Genomic DNA, 22,737 nt, shown 5'->3' on the forward strand with positions numbered 1-22,737 from the left:
GATGGAGGTTCGATCAAATGGCAGAGATCATCGAGGGGATAAGCCCCACCAGAATGGAGCTCTTGAAGCTAGGGCGGAGAATAAAGCTCGCCGAAAAGGGACATAAACTCTTGAAAGAGAAGCGGGATGCTCTGGTCTCCGAGTTCTTGGATGTGGTTCAGAGGGTCCAAGAGTCGCGTGACAGTACTAATGAGAAGCTTGAGGCGGCTTTCAAGGATCTGCTGATGGCTCAGGCGGTGATGGGTTCCGACGCCGTATGGCAGATCTCTCAGGTCACAGGCCAGGAGATAAAGATCGATGTGGACACGATGAACATCATGGGCGTGAAAGTTCCGATGATCGTCATCGAGGATGTCAAGAGAAGCATGGTAGATAGGGGATACGGCTTTGCAGATACCTCTTCAAAGCTGGATGATGCATCCAGAAACTTCGAGGAGGCGATCGGTGAAGTGATAAAACTGGCCGAGGTGCAACAGAGCGTCCAGAGCTTGGCTAGCGAGGTGATCAAGACGAAACGGAGGGTCAACGCTCTGGAGTACATCGTCATACCCCGCCTCAAAGCCACGGCGATTCACATCAGGATGAGGCTTGCCGAGATGGAAAGGGAGAACTTCACCCGTCTCAAGAAGATCAAGGCTGCCATCGAGGCCGGTGAGGAAGGGGCTGAGGCGGCCTGAGGTGAGGAGATGCCAGTCATTACCCACAGAGTGAAGAAGATAATAGAGGAGATCGACGAGCAGAAGAGGGTGCCTTTCGACTTCGCTCTCCAAGGGACTTGCCATATCGACTATCTGATCGCCGAGGAGGATAAAAAGTTCAGGTCGGGGGACGCAAAGCCTGTGAAGATAAAGAAAGTGGCGATCCCCCGAAATACCATCCTGCTTATAAGCCCTTACGGGAGGCATGGGATAGGCCAGGTTATAAGCATCGGCGAGGAGATAGCGATGCCCGTCGAACTCGACCGCTCGGCAGATCATGCGCTATTTGTGGCAGGGGTGGACGGATCGGTCAAAAGAGAGGAGCTGTTGGGCGTCATGATGCTCATCCCCATAATCCCGCAAATAAGGAGGTGAGATGGACCCGGAATCGAGGGTCTTCGCAAAGCTGGTCAGATCCCTGAACGATCACCTTCCAGTGGAGCGAAAGACCCTCAGAGAGCTCTTGGGGGAGGAGAAACCGAGAATCGTCTGTCGGGACGGATCCACCCACAGGATAAGGAGGGAGGAGCTCGAAACGATTGAGAGGATATCGAGATTGAAGTGGGGAAAGGAGGCCGATAAGTTGAAGCTCCCCATCCTGATCGAAATGGCTCCTGATTACGGCCGCTCTGCCGCCAGGATAAGAGGGCGGGTATACTGCGACATCGTCCAGGAGATCCTCAAGGAGGAGCGGAAGACCACGGACGAGATGGTGATATTCAGGCCCGATATAAGGAGGCTGAGACGCGAGCTGCCCTCGGCAACTCAGTACGCATTCATCATTTCCACGGTATGAAGGAGGCGTGATCCGTGCATGAAGATTATTATCTTGAAAGGATGTTGAATAAGAAGGACGTTAGGGTCAAGATCTATTTCATCATGTGGATCGCCTCGATATGTGCTACGATCTCGCTCTTCATCGGTGGCGTCTACATGGTCTATCTTGCGATCCGCTACTTCGGATTGAGCTAGGCGGTGAGATGCTATGGTCGAGGCGAGCGGTTATCTCTTTCAGGATGTTGAGTCGCTTCTGAAGAGGGCAAGAGAGGCGATGGCGGAGGCGAAGATCAAGATTCAGGCGACTGGGGTTCACGACATATATCGGGGGTCTTTGAACAGCTCCATGCAAAAGTTGGACGAGATCTGTTCGAGGTATAGGGATGATGCCGAGGCATTCATCGTCAGGAGGAAGCTAGGTGAATTCCTGGAAAAGCTCGACTCTGGCGAGCTTGCTCCTGAGGTAGAAGAACAGCATTTGGACAGGATCATTGACGAGGTTCATCACCTAGTGGAGTGGAGAAGGCTCTCCACGGCGGCCGGTCGCGACCTCTCCCTCAAATCGCGGCGGAGGACGAGGGAGGATGTCCAGAAGCGGTGATTCTTGCTTCTGTGGCAGCTCATCGAAGGAGCGATCGAGCAGTTACGTTCCAGCAAGTAGAATTTCAATGATACATTGGGTGCGCGGGGCGGTCGGATGAAAATGAAGCGCGATGAAAATATGATTATGTTCGGCATAGCGGGCTTAATAATGAGCTACATTTTATACATAAACGATCGCATATTATTAAGCGCTCTGGCTTTTGCAGCAACGGTCGTTATAGGCCTTATATGGGGGGCATTATTTCTAAGAAAGAAGAACCTGAGATGATGGACCCGTTCATGCTAACCAACCTCTACCCAAATTCGGCGCTGAGGCGCGGGAAGCCCTGCCTCAGCGCCTCTTCATACTTTTACACCGCCTCGTCGAACTCTCTTCGGTAGCTGGCTACGCCGGAGGCGCCGACGATCGCCGTCTTGTTGAGGATCAGGATCATGAAGGCCTCGTCGGGGACCTCCGACCACTGGCTGTGGATCCCAAACCTGGACGCCCTCTCAAAGCCGAAGCGGGGGTAGTACTCCGGGTAGCCGAGGACGATGATGTAGGGGCAGCCCCTCTCCCTCAGCATCTTTATCCCGTTGTGGATAAGAAGCGACCCGATCCCCTGCCCCTGCCGCTCCGGGAGGACCGCCATAGGCGCAAGCCCCATGCCCGCCAAGGGAGGCGTCGCCCCTTCTCCCCCGATGGAGGCGGGGCTGAAGAGGATGTGCCCCACCACCTCTCCTCCTTCCTCCGCCACCAGGGATAGAAGGTCTCTACAGCTCTCCCGGAGCCTGTCGACGACTTCGGCCTCGGCCGGCTGGTTGAAGGCCGCCAGGTTGATTTGCCTGATCGCCTCGACGTCCTCGGGCCTCTCTTCTCGGATGATGATCATTTAATTCACCTGGACGGTTGGTTATTGAGAATCCTCTATCCTTCAGCCGAACTCGGCCATGCCGTCGCCTCAAAGCTCAAATGCCGGCTCCGCGGCCACGGATCCCAGCAGCTCCTCAGCCTTCTCCATCTCCTCCTCGGACCCGTCGACGGCGAGCCAGATGGACCCCTCGGCGCCGGAGACGCCCCCGGCGGCCGCGAGCTCCGCCCTAGCCCCCGAGAGGAGAGCGATCGCCTCGATCTCGGTGAATACCTCGCCGGGGACCGGCAGAAGCCGAGGCCCCTCGGCGCCGGGGGCGTTCAGCTTGTTTGCCAGATCGTCGAGGTCGCCAAAAATCCGCTTCTCTAGGCCGACGGGAATGATTAGCCGGACGCGCCGCCCGACGACCGCCTGGATCGCAAGGCCGATGGTGCCGCCCCGGGGGTGGCCGATGAGGACGGCGGCTCTGTTGGACCACGGGTCGAGGGCGTTCGCCCCCTTCAGGATGACGTCCCCCTCCTCCAGGTCGTCGACGGCGTTGAGGATCGTCTTCCCCCGCTGCCAGATCCCCTTTTTGATGACGACGTCGCCGGGAAACTCGGACATGTCATGGAGCATCCCCGCGTCGTTTGTCGGCATCCACGGCGGGAGGGTGACGCCGCGGAAGAACCTCTCCTTCGAGAAGCCCTCGACCTGGCCGATCTTCGCCAGGATCTCCTCGGCGACGTAGCCGTTGGTCGTCCCGGCGATGATGACGACGGTTCCCGATTTCAGGGCCGCCTCGACGGCGGGGTGGGTCGCGAGGGCCTTTGCTATAAGGCGCTTTCCTGCTGCTGGGGAGAGGACGAAGGATCTCATGGAATCTTCTTATCATCCTGGAAAGAAAATTGTTTTGCTATGGGTGGCGCAAGGTCACCCATCGACGGCGTTTCTGATGTTGCCGATGGCCTTCCGGTCGATCCCCCTCGGCGCCAGGTACCACCTGCCCTTATGCTTTTTCATGTGCTCCAGGGCCTCGGGGTAGCCGTCGAAGGATAGACAGTCGCCGCTGTCGAGGTTGAGGAGGATGAGGGCGCCCCCGCCAGCCTCTCCCCGATCCAGGGCGGCCCTGAGGGCGGCCTCGATCTCCTCGCGATGCCGGCTCCTCTTCCGCGACCCCAGGGCCTCCATCTCTCGGGCGATCTCGTCCTCGTCGACCTGATAGAGATCCTCTTCGGACGGCTCGGCCTCGGCGAGCTCATCTCCGACCTCTCTCCCGCCCTCATCTCCGCCTTCCTCTCTCCGCTCCATATCGTCCCTCCGACCTCGTCAGAGCTTCGCGGGCTCTCCCTCCCCGGCCGCCCAGCAGAGGTACTCCAGCGAGGGGAACTCGTGGATGGTGGTGGCGACGACCTTCCCGCGGCCTACCTTCCCGAGGACGAGGACGGGCCTCCCCTTGGCGTCCTTCAGAATCGTCTCAAACCCCTCGCCGGGGATGAGGTAGCCGTCGCAGTCGGCGGACTTCGCCCCAAATAGGCTTGAGGAGGGGTGGTCGGCTGCCGGGACGAGCTCCCAATTTTCGTATTCGCCGACGTACCGGAGGGGGATGGGAAGCCAGTCGTAGTCGTGGTCGGGGACCAGGGGGCCGAAGACGGTGACGATGCCGCCCTTCTCCAGAAAATCCGCGATCCTGGACCTCGCGGCCCGGAGGGAGGAGAGGGCCTTCGAGTACTCTGGGTTAGCAAAGCCCGTGGGGATGACGAGAACCCTGAACCGGGGTAGGAAGGGGCTTCCCAGGACCTCGGGCTTTACGAACTGGTGCTCCCTCCCCGCCTCCGCCAGGAGCTTCTCGAAGAGGAAGGTCTTCTCGCCGATGATCGCAATATCTGGCATGCTAGAGGGACCTATTTTCCGGGTCGTCTAAAGCTTTACCCCTCGCCTCCGGCCTCTCCAGGTCCCGCCAGCCCCTCTCTCCTCCGATCGCCCCTTTTTTCTATTTATTCAGAATTGCTTCCAATAGATTTATTACTATATATGACTATAATCTCCTCCCAGAGGGAATACAATTATGGAACAGGAACTCATGAGGATTGGGGTCTCTCTTCCGGAATCGCTCCTGACCAGGTTCGACGGGATCATCGAGCAGAGGGGCTACTCCTCCCGGTCCGAGGGGATCAGGGACGCCATAAGAAACTACATAGTCCACTACGAGTGGATGAGCGACGTCAAGGGAGACCGGGTCGGGGTGATCACCATGGTCTACTCCCACCACCAGCGAGGGCTCGTCGACGCCCTGACGAACATCCAGCACGAGTTCACCGACATCATCCAGTCGACCCTCCACGTCCATCTCGACCACGACAACTGCCTGGAGATCGTCACCCTCCGGGGGGAGGGGCAGGAGGTCCGGAAGGCGGCGGAGAAGATGATGGCCCTCAAGGGCGTAAAGCACGTGAAGCTGACGACCACCTCCCTCGGCGCTGAGCTGTGAGCCGCCCGGCGATAGCGGCCCGGAGGGAGATCGGCCGGGATCTATCCACCCCGGTCAACGGGAGAACCGGGCGCTATGGATCCTCCCCGGCGGAGGGGCGGATAGAAAGAAGGGGGGCTCGCAGATGATGGTCAGGGAGGACCTCTCCGGAATCCTCGTCCTCGACCTCTTCGGCGAGGCGCGGATAGCGACCCGGCCGAAGGTCCCCGTCCCCGTTTACGGCGAGAGGATCGTCGATGGCCTCCGGATATGGGACCCCCACCGGAGCAAGCTCGCCGCCCTCCTAAACAAGAGCCTGCTGGCGGGGGGGCTCGCCGGCTTCGTCCGAGATCTGAACCTCTCCCCAGGATCGGCGGTCTTATACCTGGGCGCCGCCACCGGGACGACGGCAAGCCACGTCAGCGACCTCGTTCCCGACGGCCTCGTCTACGCCGTAGAGCTATCTCCGAGGGCGATCCGGGACCTCCTGGGGCTCTGCCAGGGCCGCGATAACATCGTGCCGATAATCGAGGACGCCTTCCACCCCGAGAGGTACGCCCCTCTCCTCGAGCCCGTGGACCTGGTATATCAGGACTTAGCCCAGAGGAACCAGGCGGAGATCGCAAACCTCAACGTCGGACGCTACCTGAAGCCTGGAGGCGCCCTCGTCCTGATGATCAAGGCGAGGTCCGTCGACGTGACGGCGGATCCGAAGGAGGTGGCGAAGGGGGAGGTGGCGCGGCTGGAGGGGGTCGAGGTCGTCTCCGTCACCGACCTCCGCCCCTACCACCAGGATCACTGGGCGGTGGTGGCGAGGAAGAGGTCGGAGGTCCCATAGGGGGACCTTCCGCACCCCGGGGTTTTTCAGCTGAGAAGCTCTCTCATCTCATTTCCGATGATGTTCGGCAGGAGCCTCACGTATCCGACGACCGGGATCCTGAACCGCGCGACCCCGATGACCCAGTCCTCGTGGACCGGCATCAGGTAGTTTATCCCGAAGATGACGTAGGTCTCGCCCCCCCTCCTCACGAAGACGTAGCCGAACTCATGGTCGAGGTAGGTGCCGTTCCCCACCTCCTCGATCAACCCCTTCGCCATCTGGTCGTTGAAGTAGCTCTCCTTGACGACGCCGAGGAGCTGGCCTGCGTTCTGGTCGATCTCGGAGTTGTTGTCCCCCTTGGTGATATAGCCGGCGAAGGGGGCGGCGGGGCCCCCCTCCCACATCGGCTCCCCCTCGTCGACCCATCGCATCGCCCGGTGGATGACGGGGGTGGCCTTGTCGGGGGGGTAGGGGCGCCGGAGGAGGACGTGAGCCGCCTGGTCGGCCAGGGTCAGCTTATCCTTGCCGTAGGGCCGGTAGAGGATGACGTTTCCGGGGTTGTTGAAGGTGGTGTAGTTCTCGGCCTCTCCCTCATCCCAGGGGATGACCTCGGTCCTGGAGGCCCCCTGGATCACAATGATGTCCCCGACCTTCATGTTGGGGTACATGCTCCCCGACTCCACCGCCACCATGGGGGTCCAGACCCCCAGGGTCACCTGAGATAATATCGATATGCCGCCCACCACCGCGGCGACGAATATCAGATCCCGGATGAAGCCCTGGACCTGCCCCTCTCCCTTGAGCCACTCTAGAAGTTTCATCGGGCTGCCATATCGGCGCCCTAACGATATAACCGTTTTCGGTCGTACCTCCTTTTGGGGCGGAGAGGACCCTTTATCTAAGGGCTCCGAAGATATGGACCTCTGATGCGGGAGATCGTTAAGAGGTTCGCCGAGGAGGGGTACATGATAGATCCGGAGGCCCTGGCGCTGATAGCCTCCTACCCCGGCCCCAGGGACGAGCTGGTGGAGGGGGTGATCCGGGGGCTCGACCCCACCACCCTGGTGGTGGGAGCCCCCGACGTCGAGCGGTGGACCCGATGGACCGATGACGTCGGGGGGGCGGGGTCCCTCCCCAAGACCCCGGCCCCTTCGAGGGGCGGTGGATCTCTCCCGGAGGCTTCGCCGCCCTTCTCCAGAGAAATTCCCCCCTCCCCCCCGTCTCTGAGGGGGGGCGGGGATCTGCTTGCTGGAGCCTTCGCGACGGCCGGAGCCGTCGGTGCTCCGCCGTCCCCCCCTTCGGAGCTCACCACCCCTCAAAAGGCATCTCATCCGGCATCGGCCCCGGTGGTGGAGCTCTCCCCCCCTCCCCTCAGAGGCGGGGGGGGCTCTCTGAATCTACCCGCCACGGAGACGGGTGGCGGCTCCTTTGGACTGAAGGATGCCCCCAATCCGGGGCCGGAAGGAGGGTCGGGGGTGTTGAGGAGATCGAGCCCGATCCCCTCTGGAACCGAGGGCTCGCAAGTCATCGGTCCCGGTCCCGTCCCCGGCTCCGCAGCTCCTGAGGAGCTCCGCCTTCCCGGCCCTCCAGCCCCCCTCGAGGCCCTCAGGGACATCACCGGGAGGTCCACCTGCGTCGGGGAGTACCAGGACTTCGTCAGGTACTTCCGGGACCGGTACTCTCGGATCCGGGAGATCCTCGCGGGGAGGCTGAACGCAAGGCCGATCGAGAGCCTCGGGCGGGGGGACCTGGCGGGGAGGGAGATCTCCATCATAGGGATGGTGATGGAGGTGAGGACGAGCGCCAAGGGGAACAGGGTGGTGGAGCTGGAGGACCCGACGGGGATGGTGACGGCGATATTCCAGAAGGGGGTTCCCGGCTCCGAGGAGGTGGAGACCCTCGTCTCCGACGAGGTGGTGGGGGTCACCGGGACGACGGACGGGAAGGGGAGGTTCTTCGCCAAGGCCCTCCTCCGCCCCGACCTCCAGGCCCGATCCGCCGCTGCTTTCGGGGAGGGGGGCGCCCTCCTCCTCTCGGACGTCCACGTCGGGTCCACCTACTTCATGGAGGATGCCTGGGATCGGTTCATCGGCTGGATCCGCGGGGAGGTGGAAGACCCCCTGGGGATAGCATCGAAGGTGAAGTACGCCGTCATCGCCGGGGACCTCGTCGACGGGATCGGGATCTACCCCGGCCAGGAGGGGGACCTGGCCATAAAGGACATCTGGGAGCAGTACGAGAGGGCGGCGGAGCTGGTGGCCGAGATCCCCGACCGGATCTCGATCGTCCTATCTCCGGGAAATCACGACGTGGTGAGGCAGGCGGAGCCCCAGCCCGCCCTCCCCGAGAGGCTGCGGCCCCTCTTCAAAAAGAACGTCACCTTCGTCGGAAACCCGGCGTCCTTCATCCTCGGAGGCGTCGACTGGCTCGTATACCACGGCCGGTCGATAGACGACCTGGTCCTGAAGATCCCGGGGCTCTCCTACGCCGAGCCGGAGAAGGCGATGGTGGAGATGCTGAAGAGAAGGCACCTCTCCCCCATATACGGCAACCGGGTCTCCATAGCCCCCGAGGAGGAGGACCTCCTGGTCATAAGGAGGCCGCCGGCGGTCCTCCACTCAGGCCACGTCCACACCGTCGGGATGGCCCGCTACAAGGGGGTGACGGCCATCAACAGCGGCACCTGGCAGTCCCAGACCGACTTCCAGAAGAAGATGAACATCCAGCCCACCCCCGCCATCGTCCCCTACCTCGACCTATCGACGATGCGGGCGAGGAGGCTGATATTCGCACGAACCCCCCGGGATGATCGGTCATCGGAGGGACCACTGCCGGCGTAGCCTTCTTCTGAGAATGCCGTCTTGGCCGGCGGCATCCGTCGATAGAGCCCGCATCCGATCCCTTCGGGCCTGGTTTTTCTCATCTCCTTTGGGGTACGATCTTGAGGCGGCAGCTCTCGATTAGAGCAGACAGGAAATGAAATGCAGATATTTTTATATATCATGGCGGTCCAGGTATGTCATGATCGGCCGCTGTGGGGGAATTTCGGCATGAGGGATATATTCAAGGACGCTCTGAAGGAGGTGGTCCAGTCGATCCTTCCCATCAGCCTCGTCGTCCTCCTGATCCAGCTCTTCCTCGTCGGCTCACCCCCGGAGAAGATAGCCACCTTCCTCCTGAGCGCGTTCATGGTGGGGCTAGGATTCACCTTCTTTCTGATGGGGGTGAAGGTCGGGATGCTTCCGATGGGAGAGGCGATCGGGGGGGAGCTCGCAAAACACGGGTCGGTCCTCTTCCTCGTCCTCGTGACCTTCGTCATATCCTTCCTGGCCACCTTGGCCGAGCCGGACGTCCGGGTCCTGACGAGCACGATAACCTCCGTATCCGGCGAGGTGATCTCCAGGGTTGCCCTCCTCGTCTCCATCGCCTTCGGCGTCGGGATCTTCGTCGTCCTCTCGATGCTCCGGATCGTCTACGGCGTCCCGATAAAGTACCTCTACGCCGGAAGCTACCTATTGGTCATCGCCCTCTCCTTCTTCACCCCTCCCGATTATCTCGCCATATCCTTCGACTCCGGGGGGGTGACCACCGGCCCCATGACCGTCCCCCTGATCCTCGCCCTCGGCACCGGCGTAGCCTCGGTGATGGCGGGGAGGTCGGCCCTGTCGGACGGCTTCGGCCTCATCGGCTTCGCCTCCATAGGTCCCATCCTGGGCGTGATGCTCCTGGGGGTGCTCCTGGCTTGATCGCCGAGGCGGTGGAGGCTCTGACGGAGTCGTCTCTGGACGTCCTCAAGGCGATAATTCCTCTCGTCCTCTTCTTTCTGGTCTTCCAGGTCTTCCATCTCCGCTATCCGAGGAGGCATGTGATGAGGCTCCTCTTCGGCATCGCCCTCACCACCGTCGGGATGGTCCTCTTCCTTGCGGGGGTCTTCCTGGGCTTCCTCCCCACCGGCCAGGAGATGGGCCGATTCTTCGGAAGCTATGAAGAGGGGTGGGTGCTCCTGGCCGTCGGGGTCCTTCTGGGATTTCTCGCCACCTACGCGGAGCCGGCGGTCCGGGTCCTCTGCTACCAGGTGGAGAAGGCGTCGTCGGGGTACATCAAGTCCAGTCTGATGCTCTATACCCTATCCCTGGGGGTGGCGGTCCTGGTGGGGATCGGGATGGCGAGGATCCATTACGGGATACCCATTCTCCACATAGTAATCCCGGGCTACATCCTCGCCATCATCCTTTTATTCGCGAGCGACAGGGACTTTGTAGGGATCTCCTTCGATGCGGGGGGCGTGGCGACGGGGCCTATGGCTGTCACGTTCCTGATGTCCGTAGCCGTCGGAGCGGCGTCGGTGATGGAGGGGAGCGATCCCCTGGTGGACGGCTTCGGCCTGATCGCCCTCATCGCCCTCGCCCCCATAATCTTCGTATTGTCTTTGGGCGTAATCATTCGGATGAGGAAGGGTGATGAAGGATGAAGTGCGAGACTGATCTCTCCCTCATCGTCACCATCGTCAAGAAGGGATGGGGCGATGAGATCCTCTGCGCCTCCATGGATGCTGGCGCCGAGGGGGGGACGATCCTCTTCGGGAGGGGCGTCGGAGTTCGCGAGCAGAAGAAGCTCTTGAACATCATGATCGAGCCGGAGAAGGAGGTGGTCCTGACCGTAGTCTCCACCTGTGAGGCGGACCGGGTCCTCGAGGCGGTGGTGAAGGCGGGAAAGCTCGAGGAGCCGGGGAAGGGGATAGCGTTTGAGCTGAGGATCGATAAGCTCCTCGGCAGGGCCCATAAAGCTGGAGTTGGGGGCATCGCCGAAGGCGATAAAGGGGAGCCCGGAGAGAAGGATCCGCCCCTGGAGGATGGTTAGAGAAGGTCTAGGAGCCGTTCCCATATCCCGCCGAGAGGTTCCTCGCCTCCATGAACTTCACCATCCTGTAGAGGGTGGCGTTGGTGGGGGTGGGGACTCCGACCTCTTCGCCGAGGCGGACGACGGCCCCGCTGAGGGCCTCGATCTCCGTCGATTTTTTCGCCCGGATGTCCTGGAGGGTCGAGGACTCGTGCCTCGCCGTCGGCGGCAGCAGCTTCTCGTAGAAGACGGCCCTGTACTCATCGGGGGTCGACCAGTGGGTCCGGTACCCCGCCGCCTCCATCACTGCGAAGATCTCTCCGATGAGGGCCTCCATGATCTCCCGGGATGCAGAGACCTCGGCCAGGTCGCCGTAGGGGACGCCGAAGATCGCTCCCAGGGGGTTCAGGGCGCAGTTGTAGAGCATCTTCGCCCAGAGGTCCTTTCCCACCTCCGGGACGACCTCGGCGGGGATCCCGCCCGTTGTGATCGCCTCCCCGAGAGGCGCCATCGGCGCGAGGTCCGAGCCGAAGAGGCTCCCGAGGTGGATCGAGTCGGCGTGGACGGTCACCTCGACGACGTTATTTTCGGGCCTTGAAAAGCCGGTGATCACCCGGGCGCTGTAGATCTGATCCTTCGGGAAATGCTCCGCGAAGATCTCGGCGTTCCCCCAGCCGTTCTGGAAGAGGACGATCTTGCCACCGTCGCCGAGGATCTTCCGGTGGCGGGAGAGGTCTGCGGCGGCGGCCGGGGAGCCGTGGGACTTGGTGCAGATGAGGACGTAGTCGTAGTCGCAGCCAAAGTCGCGGTCCCGGTTGAGCCCGCCGTCCTGGAGCCGTCGCCCTCCGAGCCGGAGAAGCTCGTCCAGGGAGGCGAAGGCCCCGAACCCCTCCGGCCCGACCTCGACGGAGCCGAAGATCCCGGTCCTGGCCAGGCCCCCCTTTCTCAGGGCGGAGACCGTCCCCTCTCGCGCGATTATATCGACCTTCGCGCCGGACAAAATCAGGCAGCTTGCAATCCCCAGCCCGACGGCGCCGCCCCCGTAGATCAAAGCCTTCATCCCTTGAGCCCTCTTTTGGGCCCAATTGAGCTCAATCTACTTCACCTCTTCCCCCGCTTCGCCCTGATCGCCCGCCAGCCGGCCCGCCAGGCAGGAGGCGAGAGGAGGAACCGGGCCAGGGGCGGGAGGATTTTGATGGGGACGACCCTAAGCCTCCCCTCAAATGACCCCGCGAGCCTCTCCTCGGCGAAGGACGGGGCGACCTCTGCCCTCAGGGGGGTGACGGCCTCGAGGGGCATCAGAACCGCCATCATAAGGCCGAAGGCCTCCGCGGTATCGGCGGGGTCGGAGAGGCCGACGGAGAGGTCGATTCGGAGGGACTGGACCTGAACTGCCCCAGAGAGGCCCCTCAGGAGATCCCCGAGGCTTCTGAGAAATCCCCGGGTTCGGAGGAGTTCGAGGGCGATCCTAGGGGAGCTTCGACCCCTTCCCTCCCCTTCATCCTCTCTCTCCCCTTCATCCTCTCTCTCCCCTTCATCCTCTTCTTCTCCTTCCACCTCCTCTTCTGCCGGGGGGGGTTTCTCTCCCCATGCCTTCGAAGGCTCCCGTTCGCCGCCGCGGAAGAGGTCTTTCTGGAGGCGGCCGAAGAGCCAGCTCACCCTCACCCTCGCCTCGGGGCGGTCACCGCCTCTTGCGACCCTCCCCTCCAGGTCGACGGGGACGAGGAGGAGAAGGGCCAGCAGAACGAAAAGAAGGAGCAGGAGCTGGAGGATCAGGGCCGCGGGGCCCAGGATGGCGGGGTGGGTCATGGTGGGGCGTCCCCCTCCTCCTCTCTACTCGACCTTGATCTCCTTTCCCTTCCCCTTCTCCCCTCCGCTCTTCTCCTCCGCCTCCTTCTCCTTCCCCTTCCTCTCCTCCCTCTCATCGATCTCCTTCTTTATCAGCGAGGGGATCTTATCCGCCAGCTGCTCGATGAGGGAGCCCGGCTTCTTCTCGACGGGCTCGACCCGGACCGACTCCTCCTCGATGATGATAACGGCGACGGGCTTGATGCCGAAGCCGCCACCGGCGCCGCCCCCCGTTCCTTCGTCCTCCTTCCCCGCGCCCGCCCCGGCCCCGAAGCCGGCGCCGACGCTCAAGAGGGGTATCACGGTCTTTCCTCCGGCGGTGATCGGCTCGCCGATGACGGTCTTGGTGGCGAGGAGCCTCTCCATCTCTCCGATGGTGGCCTTCAAGAGAGCTTCAACTTCGGTCATAATTTATCCTCTAATAATTCTCTTCTCCTACCGTTAAAAACTTTCTCTGGGGATGGCGAAAGAAGGGGGGGTGGGGCTTCATCGCAGCTCTGGACCTTCTCGTGGCTGCTCTGCGTTCCATAGTGTCGGCCCAGTCGGATCGGTTCGGGAGATCTCCTCGCAACCTATTATTTTTAGGGAATATTATTTGGATTCCTAAAGAAGAACTCCCTCGCCACCGGTCGGGATCTGAAGCCTTCTTCCCGAGCCGATCGGGATCAAAGAGGACGAGGTGGACGGATTTGGTGACTTGTATCCGATATTGTTCCGTAGCCCGAGATAAGTTCGAGGGGTACCTGGACCAGATGGGGATAGATCTGGAGGGGAGGATCCTGGACGTGGCCTGCGGGCCGGTATCCCTGGCCTGCCTCTACGACGACGTCTGCGGCCACGACAACTCCCCCGCCTTCGTAGAGCATCTCGTCGAACGGGGGATACCGGCCCGGCTCGCCGACATAACCGACCTCGATTATCCGTCGGAGAGCTTCTCTTACGTCGTCTCATTAAACCCGCCGATGAAGCCCTTCCGCAGGCGGGGCGACCCCCGGGCCGGGGTGAGGAGGTTTGTGGAGGAGATGCTCCGGATAGCGAGGAAGAGGGTGATCATCAGAAGCGGCCCCATGATGGACTTTCTGCCGCCAGAATGGGACCACCTGGTGGAGCGGCGGGGGAGGAACTACGTGGTATATCGGGCCGAAGACTTTGGGACGTCTTCGGTTTCCCCGCTCTGTGGACCTTCTCTTTCATCAGGATGCCGATCCTGAAGCCTGACCACTTTTTTCTTGAAGTTCGAATTTTCGTCGTCGATGGGAGTCCGGCACCGCATCTTCGGCTCTTCAGGTCTCAGCTCTTTAGGTCCCGTCTTCGAAAACCTATTGCCTTTAGGGCACATTACTTGTCCACCTAAGGGGGAATGTAAGCCCTGGGCCGGAGAATGGGGCGACGCCCGATGCGTATAAAGCCAACCAAAGGTGACCTCCTTAGAGCCGATATCATCGGGGCTGCCATGAAACACGACTCCATCTTAATGCCATTCCGCACAACCATCTCCGGCTCAATTCATTTTTATCCTTCTCTGATTTCGTCGACCCCTTTGCCGAGAATGTTCGGATTTCTACATGGGGTCGAACTCTCTTCGGGATACCAATTTCTCCACCTAACTCGCATCAATCTGCCATTCTTCGGATGATCCGAATCATGCGATGGGGAACCATCCTGATCGGTTGAGACCTTCGACCGGAACGGTGTCATCGATAGCAGAGGAAAAATAATGGCTGAGAAACGGTTGGACGAGATGGAGCGGGGGGAGAGGGGGAAGGTGATCGAGATATCATCCTGCGGCTCCCTCCGCTCGAAGATCATGGAGATGGGGATCGTGAGGGGCGCAGAGATCGAGATGGTTCGAAGCGCCCCCTCGGCGATCCCCTGGAGTTTCTTCTGAGGGGTTACAGGCTCACCCTGAGGAGGGGGGAGGCCGCCAACGTCCTTCTGGAGGTGCTGGAGGTGGACCGCCATGAATAGCTGCGGCTCGATCTCCGGCGGAGGGCTGCCGCTCGCCTTCCTCCTGGAGGGGGAAGAGGGGAATGTGGTGGAGGTGAGGGGCGGAAGGGGCCTGGCCCAGCGGCTCTCTGAGATGGGCCTCACCCCCTCGACGAAGGTGTTGGTTCTCAGGTCCTGTCCCCAGGGTCCGATGCTCATTTCGTTCCGCGGATCGAGGATCGCCCTGGGAAGAGGGATCACCATGAAGATTCTGGTCAGCAGATTGGAGGGTCCATGACGACGGTGGCCATCATCGGAAACCCCAACGTCGGAAAGACGGAGCTCTTCAACCGGCTCACCGGCATGAAGCAGCACGTCGGCAACTGGCCCGGGGTCACCGTGGAGAAGAAGACGGGAAAGCTCGTCCATCGGGGCGAGGAGATCGAGGTCGTCGACCTTCCGGGGACCTACAGCCTCGCCGCCACGGCAAAGGACGAGCTCGTATCCAGGAGCTACATCCTGGAGGAGAGGCCGGACGTGGTGGTGGACATCGTCGACGCCACCAGCCTCGAGAGGAACCTCTACCTCACCCTTCTTCTCCTGGAGCTGGAGGCGAACCTGGTGGTGGCCCTCAACCGCTGGGACATGGCCCGGGAGAGGGGGATCGTCATCGATACGGAGAAGCTCTCCGAGCTTCTGGGGGTGCCCGTCGTCCCCACCGTCGCCCCATCGGGCGAGGGGGTGGAGAGGCTGAAAGATGCGGTGCTGGAGGCGGCTAAGGCCGAAGGAGGGAAGAGGAAGATTGTGGTCGGATACGGCGAGGAGGCGGAGATCGCCATAGCCGAGGTCGAGGACGCCGTCCGCAAAGATGCGGAGCTATCGAGGAGATACCCGCCCCGGTGGCTGGCCATAAGGTTGCTCGAAGATGACGAGCATGTGCTGAAGCTGATAGAGACGAGCCCTCATCAGAGAACGATCAGAGCGGCGGTGAGATGATATGGGTGGATTTTCGAAAGAGGACGCGGCGTCAGACCTCGCCGAAAGGCGGTACCAGGCGATCGCGGATATTCTGCAGACCGCGGTCACCAAGGGCGGAGGCAGGTGGACCTATACCGACATCTTCGACCACGTATTCCTTCACCGGTGGCTGGGGATCCCCATATTTCTCTCCCTCCTCTGGGCCGTCTTCGCCTTCACCTTCTCTCTATCCGAGCCCTTCATGGTCATGATAGAACTCCTCTTCGGACGGCTCGGAGCTCTCGCGGAGGAGGGCATCGCAAACCCCCATCTCGCCTCTTTTGTGGCCGGGGGGATCGTTGACGGCCTCGGCTCCGTCCTGGTCTTCGTTCCGCCGATATTCATGCTCTTTTTCGCCCTCTCCATCCTCGAGGACAGCGGCTACCTCTCCCGGGCGGCCTTCGTCATGGACCGGCTGATGCACAGCCTCGGCCTTCACGGCCGCTCCTTCATCCCCATGATGATGGGCTTCGGCTGCAACATCCCGGCGATAATGGCCACCCGGTCCATCGACGGCGAGAAGGACAGGATGATCACCATCCTGGTCAATCCCCTGATCAGCTGCGGCGCGAGGCTTCCGGTCTACGTCCTCATGGCCGGCGCCCTATTCGGCGCTGAGCATGCGGGAACTGTGATCTTCTCCATATACCTCCTGGGGATCGCCCTGGCGGTCATCATGGCTCTGATATTCCGGAGGACCCTCTTCAGGGGAGAGCCGTCGCCCTTCGTCCTGGAGCTTCCGGCCTATTCGGTGCCGACGGCGAAGGCGGCGGTCGTCCACATGTGGGCGCGAGGCAGGCTGTTTCTGGCCAGAGCAGGAACCATAATATTCGGCACCGTCCTAGTCGTGTGGTTTTTATCCGCTCATCCCTGGGAGGCGACGGGCGGCGGAGAGCTGATCGAGAGCTCGTACATCGCGTCGCTGGGACACGCCCTGGAGCCGATCTTCAAGCCCTTCGGCTGGGACTGGATGGCCGCGGTCGCCCTCCTCTTCGGCCTTCTGGCCAAAGAGGTGGTGGTGGCGACCTACGGCATCCTCCTCGGCGTCGAGGAGGCGTCCCTCGGAGAATCGCTGGTCAGCCTGGGGCTCTTCACGCCCCTCACCGGATTCGCCTTCATGGCCTTCGTATTGATCTACGTCCCCTGCATCGCCACCATCGGCGTCATCGCCAGGGAGACGAACTCGTACCGGTGGGCGGCCTTTGCGATGACATATCTGGTGGTCCTGGCCTTTCTGGTCTCCGGCCTGATCATCGGCTTCGGCAGAATGCTAGGATTTTCGTGAGGTGAGATGATTGACGGATTTCAGCATCAAAACTGGCAAAAGGCTGGCGATATACGCCTCGGTCCTGGGGGTGATCAGCCTCGCGATCGGCCTGGTGGAGATCCTCGGCGGATGGGGGGAGTCGATCCCCGGCGACCTCTTCGGAGGCTTTGTCCTGGTGGTGATGGCAGCGACCTACCTCGGCGGGGTGAGGGGCGCCTTCCAAGGGAGGCATGAGGGGCTCTCTTTCGTTATGGGGGGCCTCTTCCTCACCGCCGTCTTCGGCGTCCTCTACCTGCTGATGATGGGGGCAGACGGCCTGATGTACCTCCTCGGGGAGGCGGAGGCGCTTCCTGCGTTAACCGACGCAAGGCCGGAGATATGGATATTCATCCTATCCCTCCCCCTGGCCCTGAAGGTGAGGCGGCTATCGGCGGGGATGGCCTGGTGAGGCCGATCCAGTCTGTTGAATCGGTTAGGTTTTAAATTCAAAGCCTAAATCAGTTAGGGTTACCGATATATTCGCCTAAAGACGTTCTTTGTCCGACCTAAATTCGATACGATAAGGGAGAGGCCGCTGGTGGTGTAAGGATCTTGGGGCGATCTTGAAGATCATCCCAGATCGTTTTTAGGTCGTATTCAAGGATCAAGAGTGACCACGAACGGCGTGATCTCATGATGAGCAAACTATCACGAAAAGCAGAGGACTATCTGGAAGCGATCTTCGAAATATCGGAGGAGAAGGGGTACGCTAGGGTGCGGGATATATCCCAGAAGCTTGATATCAGGCCCCCGAGCGTCGTCGAGATGGTTAAGAAGCTGGACGATCTGGGCTACGTCGTCCACAAGAAGCAGGAGGGGGTGTTCTTGACCCCCAAGGGCGAGGAGATAGGTAGGGTGATAAAGGATCGGCACGACACCATAAAGGCGTTTTTGATGCTGATCAACGTCCCCGAGCCGATAGCAGATAAGGACGCGTGCATCATGGAGCACAAGCTGGATACAAAGACCGTAGAACAGATAAAAAATTTGGTTAAGTTCGTCCAGCTCAGCTCAGACCGACCGCCGTGGCTGGACCATTTCGAAGTATTCTGCAGGACGGGAGAGCACGTCTGCGGGTCTGGGGGTTGCATCTCTCGCCGGCGAATCGCCGAGACCAGCTCCGATTGAGCCTCTTCTCTTCTGAGCATCGGCGCCACTGGCCGAGGAGCTTCCTCCACGGCACCGCCAACATCCGAGATCGCCCTCAAAATCCACGATCTACTCCTCCGCGGGCCTTCCTTCTGGCCCTCCTCCCAGCCGCCCGGGGAGCGTCGACGAGGACGCCCCTGCAGCCCTGGTGGTCGGAGGGGTCCGATGAGGCAGACGGGCTCTCTCTCCCCCTCTTCGCCCTGGCGGCGGCCATCCATCTATCGGAGTCCTCGTATCTCCGAGGTGATGGCGTCTGCGGGCAACGGCTGATCTTTTTCGGGCACCTTCAAAACGACGTAGGTGTGGAGGTCGTCGGTCGTTGATGTGATCAGCTCCAGGGTGCGAGTGTACTGCCAGTCATCTCCCGTTGGGGGGAGCATATCGTGGTACTTCGGATCGTTCACCCCGACGGCGGGGGTCTGGTACTCGCCCGGATCCAGGGGGCTGTCGTCGGTGAGGCCGGGGGGATATACATCATAAACCGTAAGGGGCCACCCATTGTTATCCGATCTGAAACCGTTTATGGGGCTGAAGGCGAACTCCCCATTTTCATCCGTCCTGACCGTCTCTCTGATGCCTCCAGGATGCCGGAGGGAGAGCTTCAAATCGGGTAGAGGCGTGCCATCAGATGCGGAAACTGCTACTCCTTTTATGAACGCCGCCCTCGGTACGAGGTAGACGGTGACATATTCGGGGCTCGGGCGGATCACGGTTGCTTGCATATAGCCGCTGGCAGTCCCCTCCGTCTTCCAAGTTGATGGGGGATTGACCCTCAGGTAATGATTGACCTTATCCGCCCCCATCCAATCCCAACTATCTTCGGGCCAGGTTATGCTGAATTTGCCGTCTGGTCCCGTGATCTGCTCGTATCCGGGGAATGCATCCACCCTGCCGGGGAGTCTAGCCTTTACGCTGACGCCCTCAATCGGCAGGCCTGTCCGAACGTCCAGCACCTCTCCCGACCATGTATGGGACCCGCTGGCCGGGAAAGCCGTCAGAGCCGCCAAAGTCAAAACAGAAAAAATGGCTATCAGTCTCATCTCTTCACCTACTTCGGGGTTTAGGGAGTCCTCAACCGTTATAAGATGATCCGTCGAGCGGTCAACGGTCCCAGCTGTTCTGCCTCCCCTTCTCCCTCCTCTCCCTGGAGATCCCTAGCCGTCAAAATTGTTCCTTATGATCTATAGGATGATCTTCCGGAAAGCCGGAGATCTCAGAGGGCGGAAACATCGGAGATTGATATGGCGAAAAGATAATATATTTAATACTTCCCCATATAAGATATAACAAAAATATAGGGGGGTATTTATGAGAAAAGGGCCTTCAGTTTTTAGAGCAATACTTTTTGGCCTGATCGTCATCGCTTGCCAGGCCTCTTATGCCCAGCCAGAAGGCGGCTTTGAGATCCTGGCCGAGTCCTCCGTCAGCCTTGAGATGGACCAGCTCAGAAGCTCCGACGATCGGGTTCAGATGGCAGATCAGCATCTTGCAGCAGAGGGGTTCTCGCCGGATAAAGAGATGACCTCGGATAATTTCTTCGGCATGAGGCAGAGCTATAACAGGACCGGGGAGGGGGATGAGGCGGATCAGACCTACGAGTTCTTCATCCAGGAGTACTCAAACCCCGGCTCGGATATGGCCGCTGCCGTCGGTCGGATGGCGGTGAAGAGCTCCGACGGGGCATATGCGGCCCAGTACACCTTCATCCTCAAAGCCCCCAAGGAGAACGTCTCCGCGATCGAGGAGTACTACGTCGCAGCCTCTCCTTCGGGGCTCTCGGTGGTGGAGGCCAACAGCTGGTGGACGTGTATGCTGGGCCAGCTCCCTCTGGTCGGGGAGGAGTGCGGTCTGGGGCCCAACGTCTGCTCCCCGGCGGCGACCTCCATCGTAGGCTATCTGGGGTGTGTCGCGACCCACTGCGGCCCCAGCTTCTCGAAGTCGTCGGCATGCTGCAACTGCGGCTGCCGCCAGTGGTGCAGCTGGGCGTATGGCTGCTGCCGGATGTGATCCCCGGGAGGGGCCGGCAGCCAAATCCTTTATTTTTTCCATCAATTCGGGCACCAAAGGCGCCGATATCAGGCACTTTATTATATGGGCGTTACCATCTTATTGTTCGATCTTTATAGGAGGTAAGCGATCTTGAGTCCGGATGGTTGGAGAGTTGGACCATTACTTGCAGCGATGGCGCTCCTGGGGTTGGGCGCCTTGGGTCTCGTGGCGGCAGAAGGGTCAGATCAGGCCCCGATCGGAGTCGGTGGGGCGGAGGAGGGACCATTGAAGATCGGGGCGATATACAACCTGGAGGGGTCCCAGGCGCCCCTGGACCTCCCCTCCTCCCGGGGGGCGAGGCTCGCCGTAGAGGAGATCAACGCCGCGGGAGGGATCGACGGCCGGAGGGTCGATCTTCTGCTATGTGATGGAAAGAGCGATCCCGCAGAGGTTCGCCGATGCTCCCTCGATCTGGCGGAGGAGAACCTCTCCGGGATGATCGGCCTCTCGGATACGGATATGGTGGTGGCCGCAGCCCCAGGGGCTGCCGGCGCCGGGATCCCCTTCCTCACCTCGGGGGCCACCTCCCCTCGACTCCCTGAGGTGTACGATGGGCTCTTCCTCGCCTGCTTCGGCGACGACGTCCAGGCGGCGGCCGGGGCAGAGCACGCCTTTGAGATGGATTTGTTGACCTGCGCCCTCCTGGTGGAAGGCGAGATGGAGTACGCCCGCCTCCTCGCCGGCTACTTCAGGGAGCGGTACCAGGCCCTCGGGGGCGAGATAGCCTTTGAGGCCTTCCTCAACGGCTCGGATAAAGAGGCCCTCGTCCAGGCGATCGGGGAGGCAAGCCCGGATATGATATACCTGGCGGCGGGACCGGATCTGGCGGCGGAGGTCGTCGGGGAGGTCCGGGATGCGGGGATCGAGATCCCCGTATTCGGAGGCGACAGCCTCGACTCCCCCGAGCTGAGGAGGGGGGGGACGGGAAGGATCGTCTTCAGCGCCCACGCCCTCCTGGACGAGAACTCGTCGAGGAGCGGGCCCTTCGTCAGAGCCTACGATGGCCTGTACGGCCACCCCCCCGAGAACGCCTTCGCAGCCCTGGGGTACGACGCCGTAATGCTCCTGGCGGAGGCGATGGATCGAGCCGGCTCGGAGGATCCGGAGGCGATTCTTGAGGCCCTCCAGAACACAACGGGATTTGTTGGAGTTACGGGGGATATAAGCTACGATGGTGGCCGCCGCATCCCCAATAAGGGGGTGACGATGATATCCCTCCGGGACGGGGTGATCGATGGCTCGGCGGTGGTGGTCCCGGGCCCTTCGATCTGATCGGCATAATCCGGGACGTCCCGGAGAGGTCAGGTCCCAGGGCTCCGGGCCGGACCCCGCTTCATGGGGAGAGTTGGGGCTGAAGAGAGTCCAGCGCCCTCTCCAGGTGCTCCTGGAGGACGGCGGCGTTGTTCCGCTCCTCGTCCCGGGCGCTGTAGACCAGCGTCAGATCCCCGGATCGGGCCGCCTCCAGGAGGGGCTCCCAGGCGGCTCTATTCGCCTCCAGCTCTTCCCGGTATCGCCTCCGAAACTCCTCCCATCGGGAGGGGTCGTGGCCGTACCACCGCCGCAGCCCGTCGGAGGGGGCGGCCTCCTTGGTCCAGCCGTCGACCTTGAGAGCCTCCTTTCCGATCCCCCTCGGCCAGAGGCGGTCGACGAGGAAGCGCTTCCCGTCCCCGGGGGCGGGAGGATCGTAGGCGCGCTTTATCCGGATCATATATATCAAAAATAATTTCTTTTTATGTTATTAATACCTTCGTCGGCCTCATCTCCGAAGTCTTCGCGGATTCCCCGCCCGGGAGCCGTCCCCCCTACCGTTCTCCCTCCTCCCCTCCCAACCCACTCTCATCCTCCGAGCCCTGACCTTCACCCCTCTCCTCCCCTTCTTCCTCCACACCTTCCTCCTCCGCCCCGCCCGAGGATCTCCGAGCCTCCATGAAGAGCTGGTAGACTCGCTGGTAGTCGGTCACTGGAAATCGGAGGGAGACGGTCGTCCTCCTAGCCGCTGGCGGCGGGGAGTCGGGATCCGACGCCATGAGCCCCTCTCCATCGAGGGGGGGCCGATCGGCGTAGACGTTCGTCGTATACCGCCAGAAGCCCCGCGCCGGCGACATTCGCGTCATCCGGTCGCGGAGCCCTCCGCGGCCTTCGTCCCGGGGATCGAGGCTGCGGGCTACGATCTTGAGGAAGCGGCTCAGGCCGGAGGCGGTCTCAAACTCGATCCAGATCACTCCCGGCTCCTCCTCTTCGCAGGAGTTGGCGGTCTCGATCCCCTCGCTCCAGAGGGCAGCGAGGAGGGGCGCTAATCCGGCGTCGACGGCGATCTGCCGCCCCGAGGGGTGGAGTACCCTGGTCTGGCGGTGCTCTGGCTTCATATCATCAGGGCTTCGTATCATCAGGGGCGTGGCGATCAC

At 61.3% G+C, this 22,737-nt stretch carries 32 protein-coding genes; 21 read left to right on the plus strand and 11 right to left on the minus strand.

Annotation, left to right across the window (positions count from 1 at the left end):
• Window positions 1-17: 17 nt before the first annotated feature.
• The 5 genes from MHAR_RS01240 to MHAR_RS01255 are packed head-to-tail and all read left to right on the plus strand — an operon-like array spanning window position 18 to window position 2,076.
• Window positions 18-677: a V-type ATP synthase subunit D gene (locus MHAR_RS01240; RefSeq protein ID WP_014585818.1), complete on the plus strand. Its 660-nt coding sequence runs from the start codon at window positions 18-20 to the stop codon at window positions 675-677.
• 9 nt (window positions 678-686) lie between these two features.
• The gene (locus tag MHAR_RS01245; RefSeq protein ID WP_014585819.1) at window positions 687-1,073 is read left to right on the plus strand and encodes a DUF22 domain-containing protein; all 387 of its coding nucleotides are present in this window, start codon (window positions 687-689) and stop codon (window positions 1,071-1,073) included.
• A 1-nt stretch (window position 1,074) separates the two neighbouring features.
• Window positions 1,075-1,494 (plus strand): DUF61 family protein, encoded by a 420-nt coding sequence (locus tag MHAR_RS01250; protein WP_014585820.1) that lies wholly within the window; start codon window positions 1,075-1,077, stop codon window positions 1,492-1,494.
• A gap of 41 nt (window positions 1,495-1,535) precedes the next feature.
• Window positions 1,536-1,670 carry a hypothetical protein gene (locus MHAR_RS14010; protein WP_266335525.1) on the plus strand — a complete coding sequence of 45 codons (135 nt, stop codon included), beginning with the start codon at window positions 1,536-1,538 and terminating at the stop codon, window positions 1,668-1,670.
• A 13-nt stretch (window positions 1,671-1,683) separates the two neighbouring features.
• Window positions 1,684-2,076: a hypothetical protein gene (locus tag MHAR_RS01255; RefSeq protein ID WP_048144223.1), complete on the plus strand. Its 393-nt coding sequence runs from the start codon at window positions 1,684-1,686 to the stop codon at window positions 2,074-2,076.
• Window positions 2,077-2,428: 352 nt separating this feature from the next.
• Here MHAR_RS01255 and MHAR_RS01260 read toward each other — a convergent pair whose 3' ends face one another.
• The 4 genes from MHAR_RS01260 to MHAR_RS01275 form a co-directional block, all read right to left on the minus strand.
• Window positions 2,429-2,950 (minus strand): GNAT family N-acetyltransferase, encoded by a 522-nt coding sequence (locus MHAR_RS01260; RefSeq protein ID WP_014585821.1) that lies wholly within the window; start codon window positions 2,948-2,950, stop codon window positions 2,429-2,431.
• A 69-nt stretch (window positions 2,951-3,019) separates the two neighbouring features.
• Entirely contained in the window at window positions 3,020-3,787 is a 768-nt protein-coding gene (locus tag MHAR_RS01265) for a hypothetical protein (RefSeq protein ID WP_014585822.1), read from the minus strand.
• A 54-nt stretch (window positions 3,788-3,841) separates the two neighbouring features.
• Entirely contained in the window at window positions 3,842-4,219 is a 378-nt protein-coding gene (locus MHAR_RS01270) for a hypothetical protein (protein WP_014585823.1), read from the minus strand.
• Window positions 4,220-4,237: 18 nt separating this feature from the next.
• Window positions 4,238-4,801 (minus strand): hypothetical protein, encoded by a 564-nt coding sequence (locus MHAR_RS01275; RefSeq protein ID WP_014585824.1) that lies wholly within the window; start codon window positions 4,799-4,801, stop codon window positions 4,238-4,240.
• 175 nt (window positions 4,802-4,976) lie between these two features.
• Between MHAR_RS01275 and nikR the strand changes: the two genes are divergently transcribed.
• Window positions 4,977-5,399: a nickel-responsive transcriptional regulator NikR gene (gene nikR, locus MHAR_RS01280; protein WP_014585825.1), complete on the plus strand. Its 423-nt coding sequence runs from the start codon at window positions 4,977-4,979 to the stop codon at window positions 5,397-5,399.
• A 124-nt stretch (window positions 5,400-5,523) separates the two neighbouring features.
• The gene (locus MHAR_RS01285; RefSeq protein WP_014585826.1) at window positions 5,524-6,216 is read left to right on the plus strand and encodes a fibrillarin-like rRNA/tRNA 2'-O-methyltransferase; all 693 of its coding nucleotides are present in this window, start codon (window positions 5,524-5,526) and stop codon (window positions 6,214-6,216) included.
• Between the two features lie 26 nt (window positions 6,217-6,242).
• Here the strand turns inward: MHAR_RS01285 and MHAR_RS01290 are convergent, their stop codons facing one another.
• Window positions 6,243-7,019: a S26 family signal peptidase gene (locus MHAR_RS01290; RefSeq protein WP_014585827.1), complete on the minus strand. Its 777-nt coding sequence runs from the start codon at window positions 7,017-7,019 to the stop codon at window positions 6,243-6,245.
• 105 nt (window positions 7,020-7,124) lie between these two features.
• Between MHAR_RS01290 and MHAR_RS01295 the strand changes: the two genes are divergently transcribed.
• The 4 genes from MHAR_RS01295 to MHAR_RS01310 all read left to right on the plus strand — a co-directional run bounded on the left by MHAR_RS01295 (window position 7,125) and on the right by MHAR_RS01310 (window position 11,058).
• Window positions 7,125-9,038 (plus strand): DNA-directed DNA polymerase II small subunit, encoded by a 1,914-nt coding sequence (locus MHAR_RS01295; protein WP_014585828.1) that lies wholly within the window; start codon window positions 7,125-7,127, stop codon window positions 9,036-9,038.
• A 210-nt stretch (window positions 9,039-9,248) separates the two neighbouring features.
• The gene (locus MHAR_RS01300) at window positions 9,249-9,944 is read left to right on the plus strand and encodes a DUF1538 domain-containing protein (protein WP_014585829.1); all 696 of its coding nucleotides are present in this window, start codon (window positions 9,249-9,251) and stop codon (window positions 9,942-9,944) included.
• The gene (locus MHAR_RS01305) at window positions 9,941-10,669 is read left to right on the plus strand and encodes a DUF1538 domain-containing protein (RefSeq protein ID WP_014585830.1); all 729 of its coding nucleotides are present in this window, start codon (window positions 9,941-9,943) and stop codon (window positions 10,667-10,669) included. Before MHAR_RS01300 ends, MHAR_RS01305 begins: the two co-directional genes overlap by 4 nt.
• The gene (locus tag MHAR_RS01310; RefSeq protein WP_014585831.1) at window positions 10,666-11,058 is read left to right on the plus strand and encodes a P-II family nitrogen regulator; all 393 of its coding nucleotides are present in this window, start codon (window positions 10,666-10,668) and stop codon (window positions 11,056-11,058) included. The genes MHAR_RS01305 and MHAR_RS01310 overlap by 4 nt, the downstream gene beginning before the upstream one ends.
• A gap of 7 nt (window positions 11,059-11,065) precedes the next feature.
• Here the strand turns inward: MHAR_RS01310 and MHAR_RS01315 are convergent, their stop codons facing one another.
• The 3 genes from MHAR_RS01315 to MHAR_RS01325 are packed head-to-tail and all read right to left on the minus strand — an operon-like array spanning window position 11,066 to window position 13,293.
• Window positions 11,066-12,097 (minus strand): ketopantoate reductase family protein, encoded by a 1,032-nt coding sequence (locus tag MHAR_RS01315; RefSeq protein WP_014585832.1) that lies wholly within the window; start codon window positions 12,095-12,097, stop codon window positions 11,066-11,068.
• Between the two features lie 41 nt (window positions 12,098-12,138).
• Entirely contained in the window at window positions 12,139-12,846 is a 708-nt protein-coding gene (locus MHAR_RS01320; RefSeq protein WP_014585833.1) for a hypothetical protein, read from the minus strand.
• A 24-nt stretch (window positions 12,847-12,870) separates the two neighbouring features.
• On the minus strand, window positions 12,871-13,293 hold the full coding sequence (locus MHAR_RS01325; protein ID WP_014585834.1) for a GerW family sporulation protein: 423 nt from the start codon (window positions 13,291-13,293) through the stop codon (window positions 12,871-12,873).
• Between the two features lie 281 nt (window positions 13,294-13,574).
• On the opposite strand from MHAR_RS01325, the gene MHAR_RS01330 reads away from it, so the two are divergent.
• The 8 genes from MHAR_RS01330 (at window position 13,575) to MHAR_RS01355 (ending at window position 18,262) form a co-directional block, all read left to right on the plus strand.
• Window positions 13,575-14,096 (plus strand): class I SAM-dependent methyltransferase, encoded by a 522-nt coding sequence (locus tag MHAR_RS01330; protein ID WP_143763222.1) that lies wholly within the window; start codon window positions 13,575-13,577, stop codon window positions 14,094-14,096.
• A 506-nt stretch (window positions 14,097-14,602) separates the two neighbouring features.
• Window positions 14,603-14,773, plus strand: coding sequence for a FeoA family protein (locus MHAR_RS01335; protein ID WP_228369587.1), 171 nt, complete (start codon window positions 14,603-14,605; stop codon window positions 14,771-14,773).
• On the plus strand, window positions 14,770-14,853 hold the full coding sequence (locus MHAR_RS14170; RefSeq protein WP_394296399.1) for a hypothetical protein: 84 nt from the start codon (window positions 14,770-14,772) through the stop codon (window positions 14,851-14,853). The genes MHAR_RS01335 and MHAR_RS14170 overlap by 4 nt, the downstream gene beginning before the upstream one ends.
• The gene (locus MHAR_RS01340; protein WP_014585836.1) at window positions 14,846-15,109 is read left to right on the plus strand and encodes a FeoA family protein; all 264 of its coding nucleotides are present in this window, start codon (window positions 14,846-14,848) and stop codon (window positions 15,107-15,109) included. Before MHAR_RS14170 ends, MHAR_RS01340 begins: the two co-directional genes overlap by 8 nt.
• On the plus strand, window positions 15,106-15,807 hold the full coding sequence (locus MHAR_RS13875; protein WP_014585837.1) for a FeoB small GTPase domain-containing protein: 702 nt from the start codon (window positions 15,106-15,108) through the stop codon (window positions 15,805-15,807). The genes MHAR_RS01340 and MHAR_RS13875 overlap by 4 nt, the downstream gene beginning before the upstream one ends.
• A 1-nt stretch (window position 15,808) precedes the next feature.
• Window positions 15,809-17,113: a ferrous iron transport protein B gene (feoB, locus tag MHAR_RS13880; protein ID WP_014585838.1), complete on the plus strand. Its 1,305-nt coding sequence runs from the start codon at window positions 15,809-15,811 to the stop codon at window positions 17,111-17,113.
• Between the two features lie 10 nt (window positions 17,114-17,123).
• Window positions 17,124-17,543, plus strand: a complete 420-nt coding sequence (locus MHAR_RS12325; protein WP_014585839.1) for a hypothetical protein — start codon at window positions 17,124-17,126, stop codon at window positions 17,541-17,543.
• 224 nt (window positions 17,544-17,767) lie between these two features.
• Window positions 17,768-18,262 (plus strand): metal-dependent transcriptional regulator, encoded by a 495-nt coding sequence (locus MHAR_RS01355; RefSeq protein ID WP_143763223.1) that lies wholly within the window; start codon window positions 17,768-17,770, stop codon window positions 18,260-18,262.
• 239 nt (window positions 18,263-18,501) lie between these two features.
• Here the strand turns inward: MHAR_RS01355 and MHAR_RS01360 are convergent, their stop codons facing one another.
• Complete coding sequence (locus MHAR_RS01360) at window positions 18,502-19,323, minus strand: hypothetical protein (protein WP_048144225.1); 822 nt, start codon at window positions 19,321-19,323, stop codon at window positions 18,502-18,504.
• Window positions 19,324-19,717: 394 nt separating this feature from the next.
• Here MHAR_RS01360 and MHAR_RS01365 point away from each other — a divergent pair, with 394 nt between their 5' ends.
• Together MHAR_RS01365 and MHAR_RS01370 are read left to right on the plus strand one after the other, a co-directional pair.
• On the plus strand, window positions 19,718-20,290 hold the full coding sequence (locus tag MHAR_RS01365) for a hypothetical protein (protein WP_143763224.1): 573 nt from the start codon (window positions 19,718-19,720) through the stop codon (window positions 20,288-20,290).
• Between the two features lie 189 nt (window positions 20,291-20,479).
• Window positions 20,480-21,604, plus strand: coding sequence for an ABC transporter substrate-binding protein (locus MHAR_RS01370; RefSeq protein ID WP_228369588.1), 1,125 nt, complete (start codon window positions 20,480-20,482; stop codon window positions 21,602-21,604).
• A gap of 61 nt (window positions 21,605-21,665) precedes the next feature.
• Here MHAR_RS01370 and MHAR_RS01375 read toward each other — a convergent pair whose 3' ends face one another.
• Together MHAR_RS01375 and MHAR_RS01380 are read right to left on the minus strand one after the other, a co-directional pair.
• Window positions 21,666-22,040, minus strand: a complete 375-nt coding sequence (locus tag MHAR_RS01375; protein WP_014585843.1) for a DUF488 domain-containing protein — start codon at window positions 22,038-22,040, stop codon at window positions 21,666-21,668.
• Window positions 22,041-22,134: 94 nt separating this feature from the next.
• Window positions 22,135-22,698 carry a hypothetical protein gene (locus tag MHAR_RS01380; RefSeq protein WP_048144228.1) on the minus strand — a complete coding sequence of 188 codons (564 nt, stop codon included), beginning with the start codon at window positions 22,696-22,698 and terminating at the stop codon, window positions 22,135-22,137.
• Between the last annotated feature and the right edge of the window lie 39 nt (window positions 22,699-22,737).

The organism is Methanothrix harundinacea 6Ac (genome assembly GCF_000235565.1).
Lineage (GTDB): Archaea > Halobacteriota > Methanosarcinia > Methanotrichales > Methanotrichaceae > Methanocrinis > Methanocrinis harundinaceus.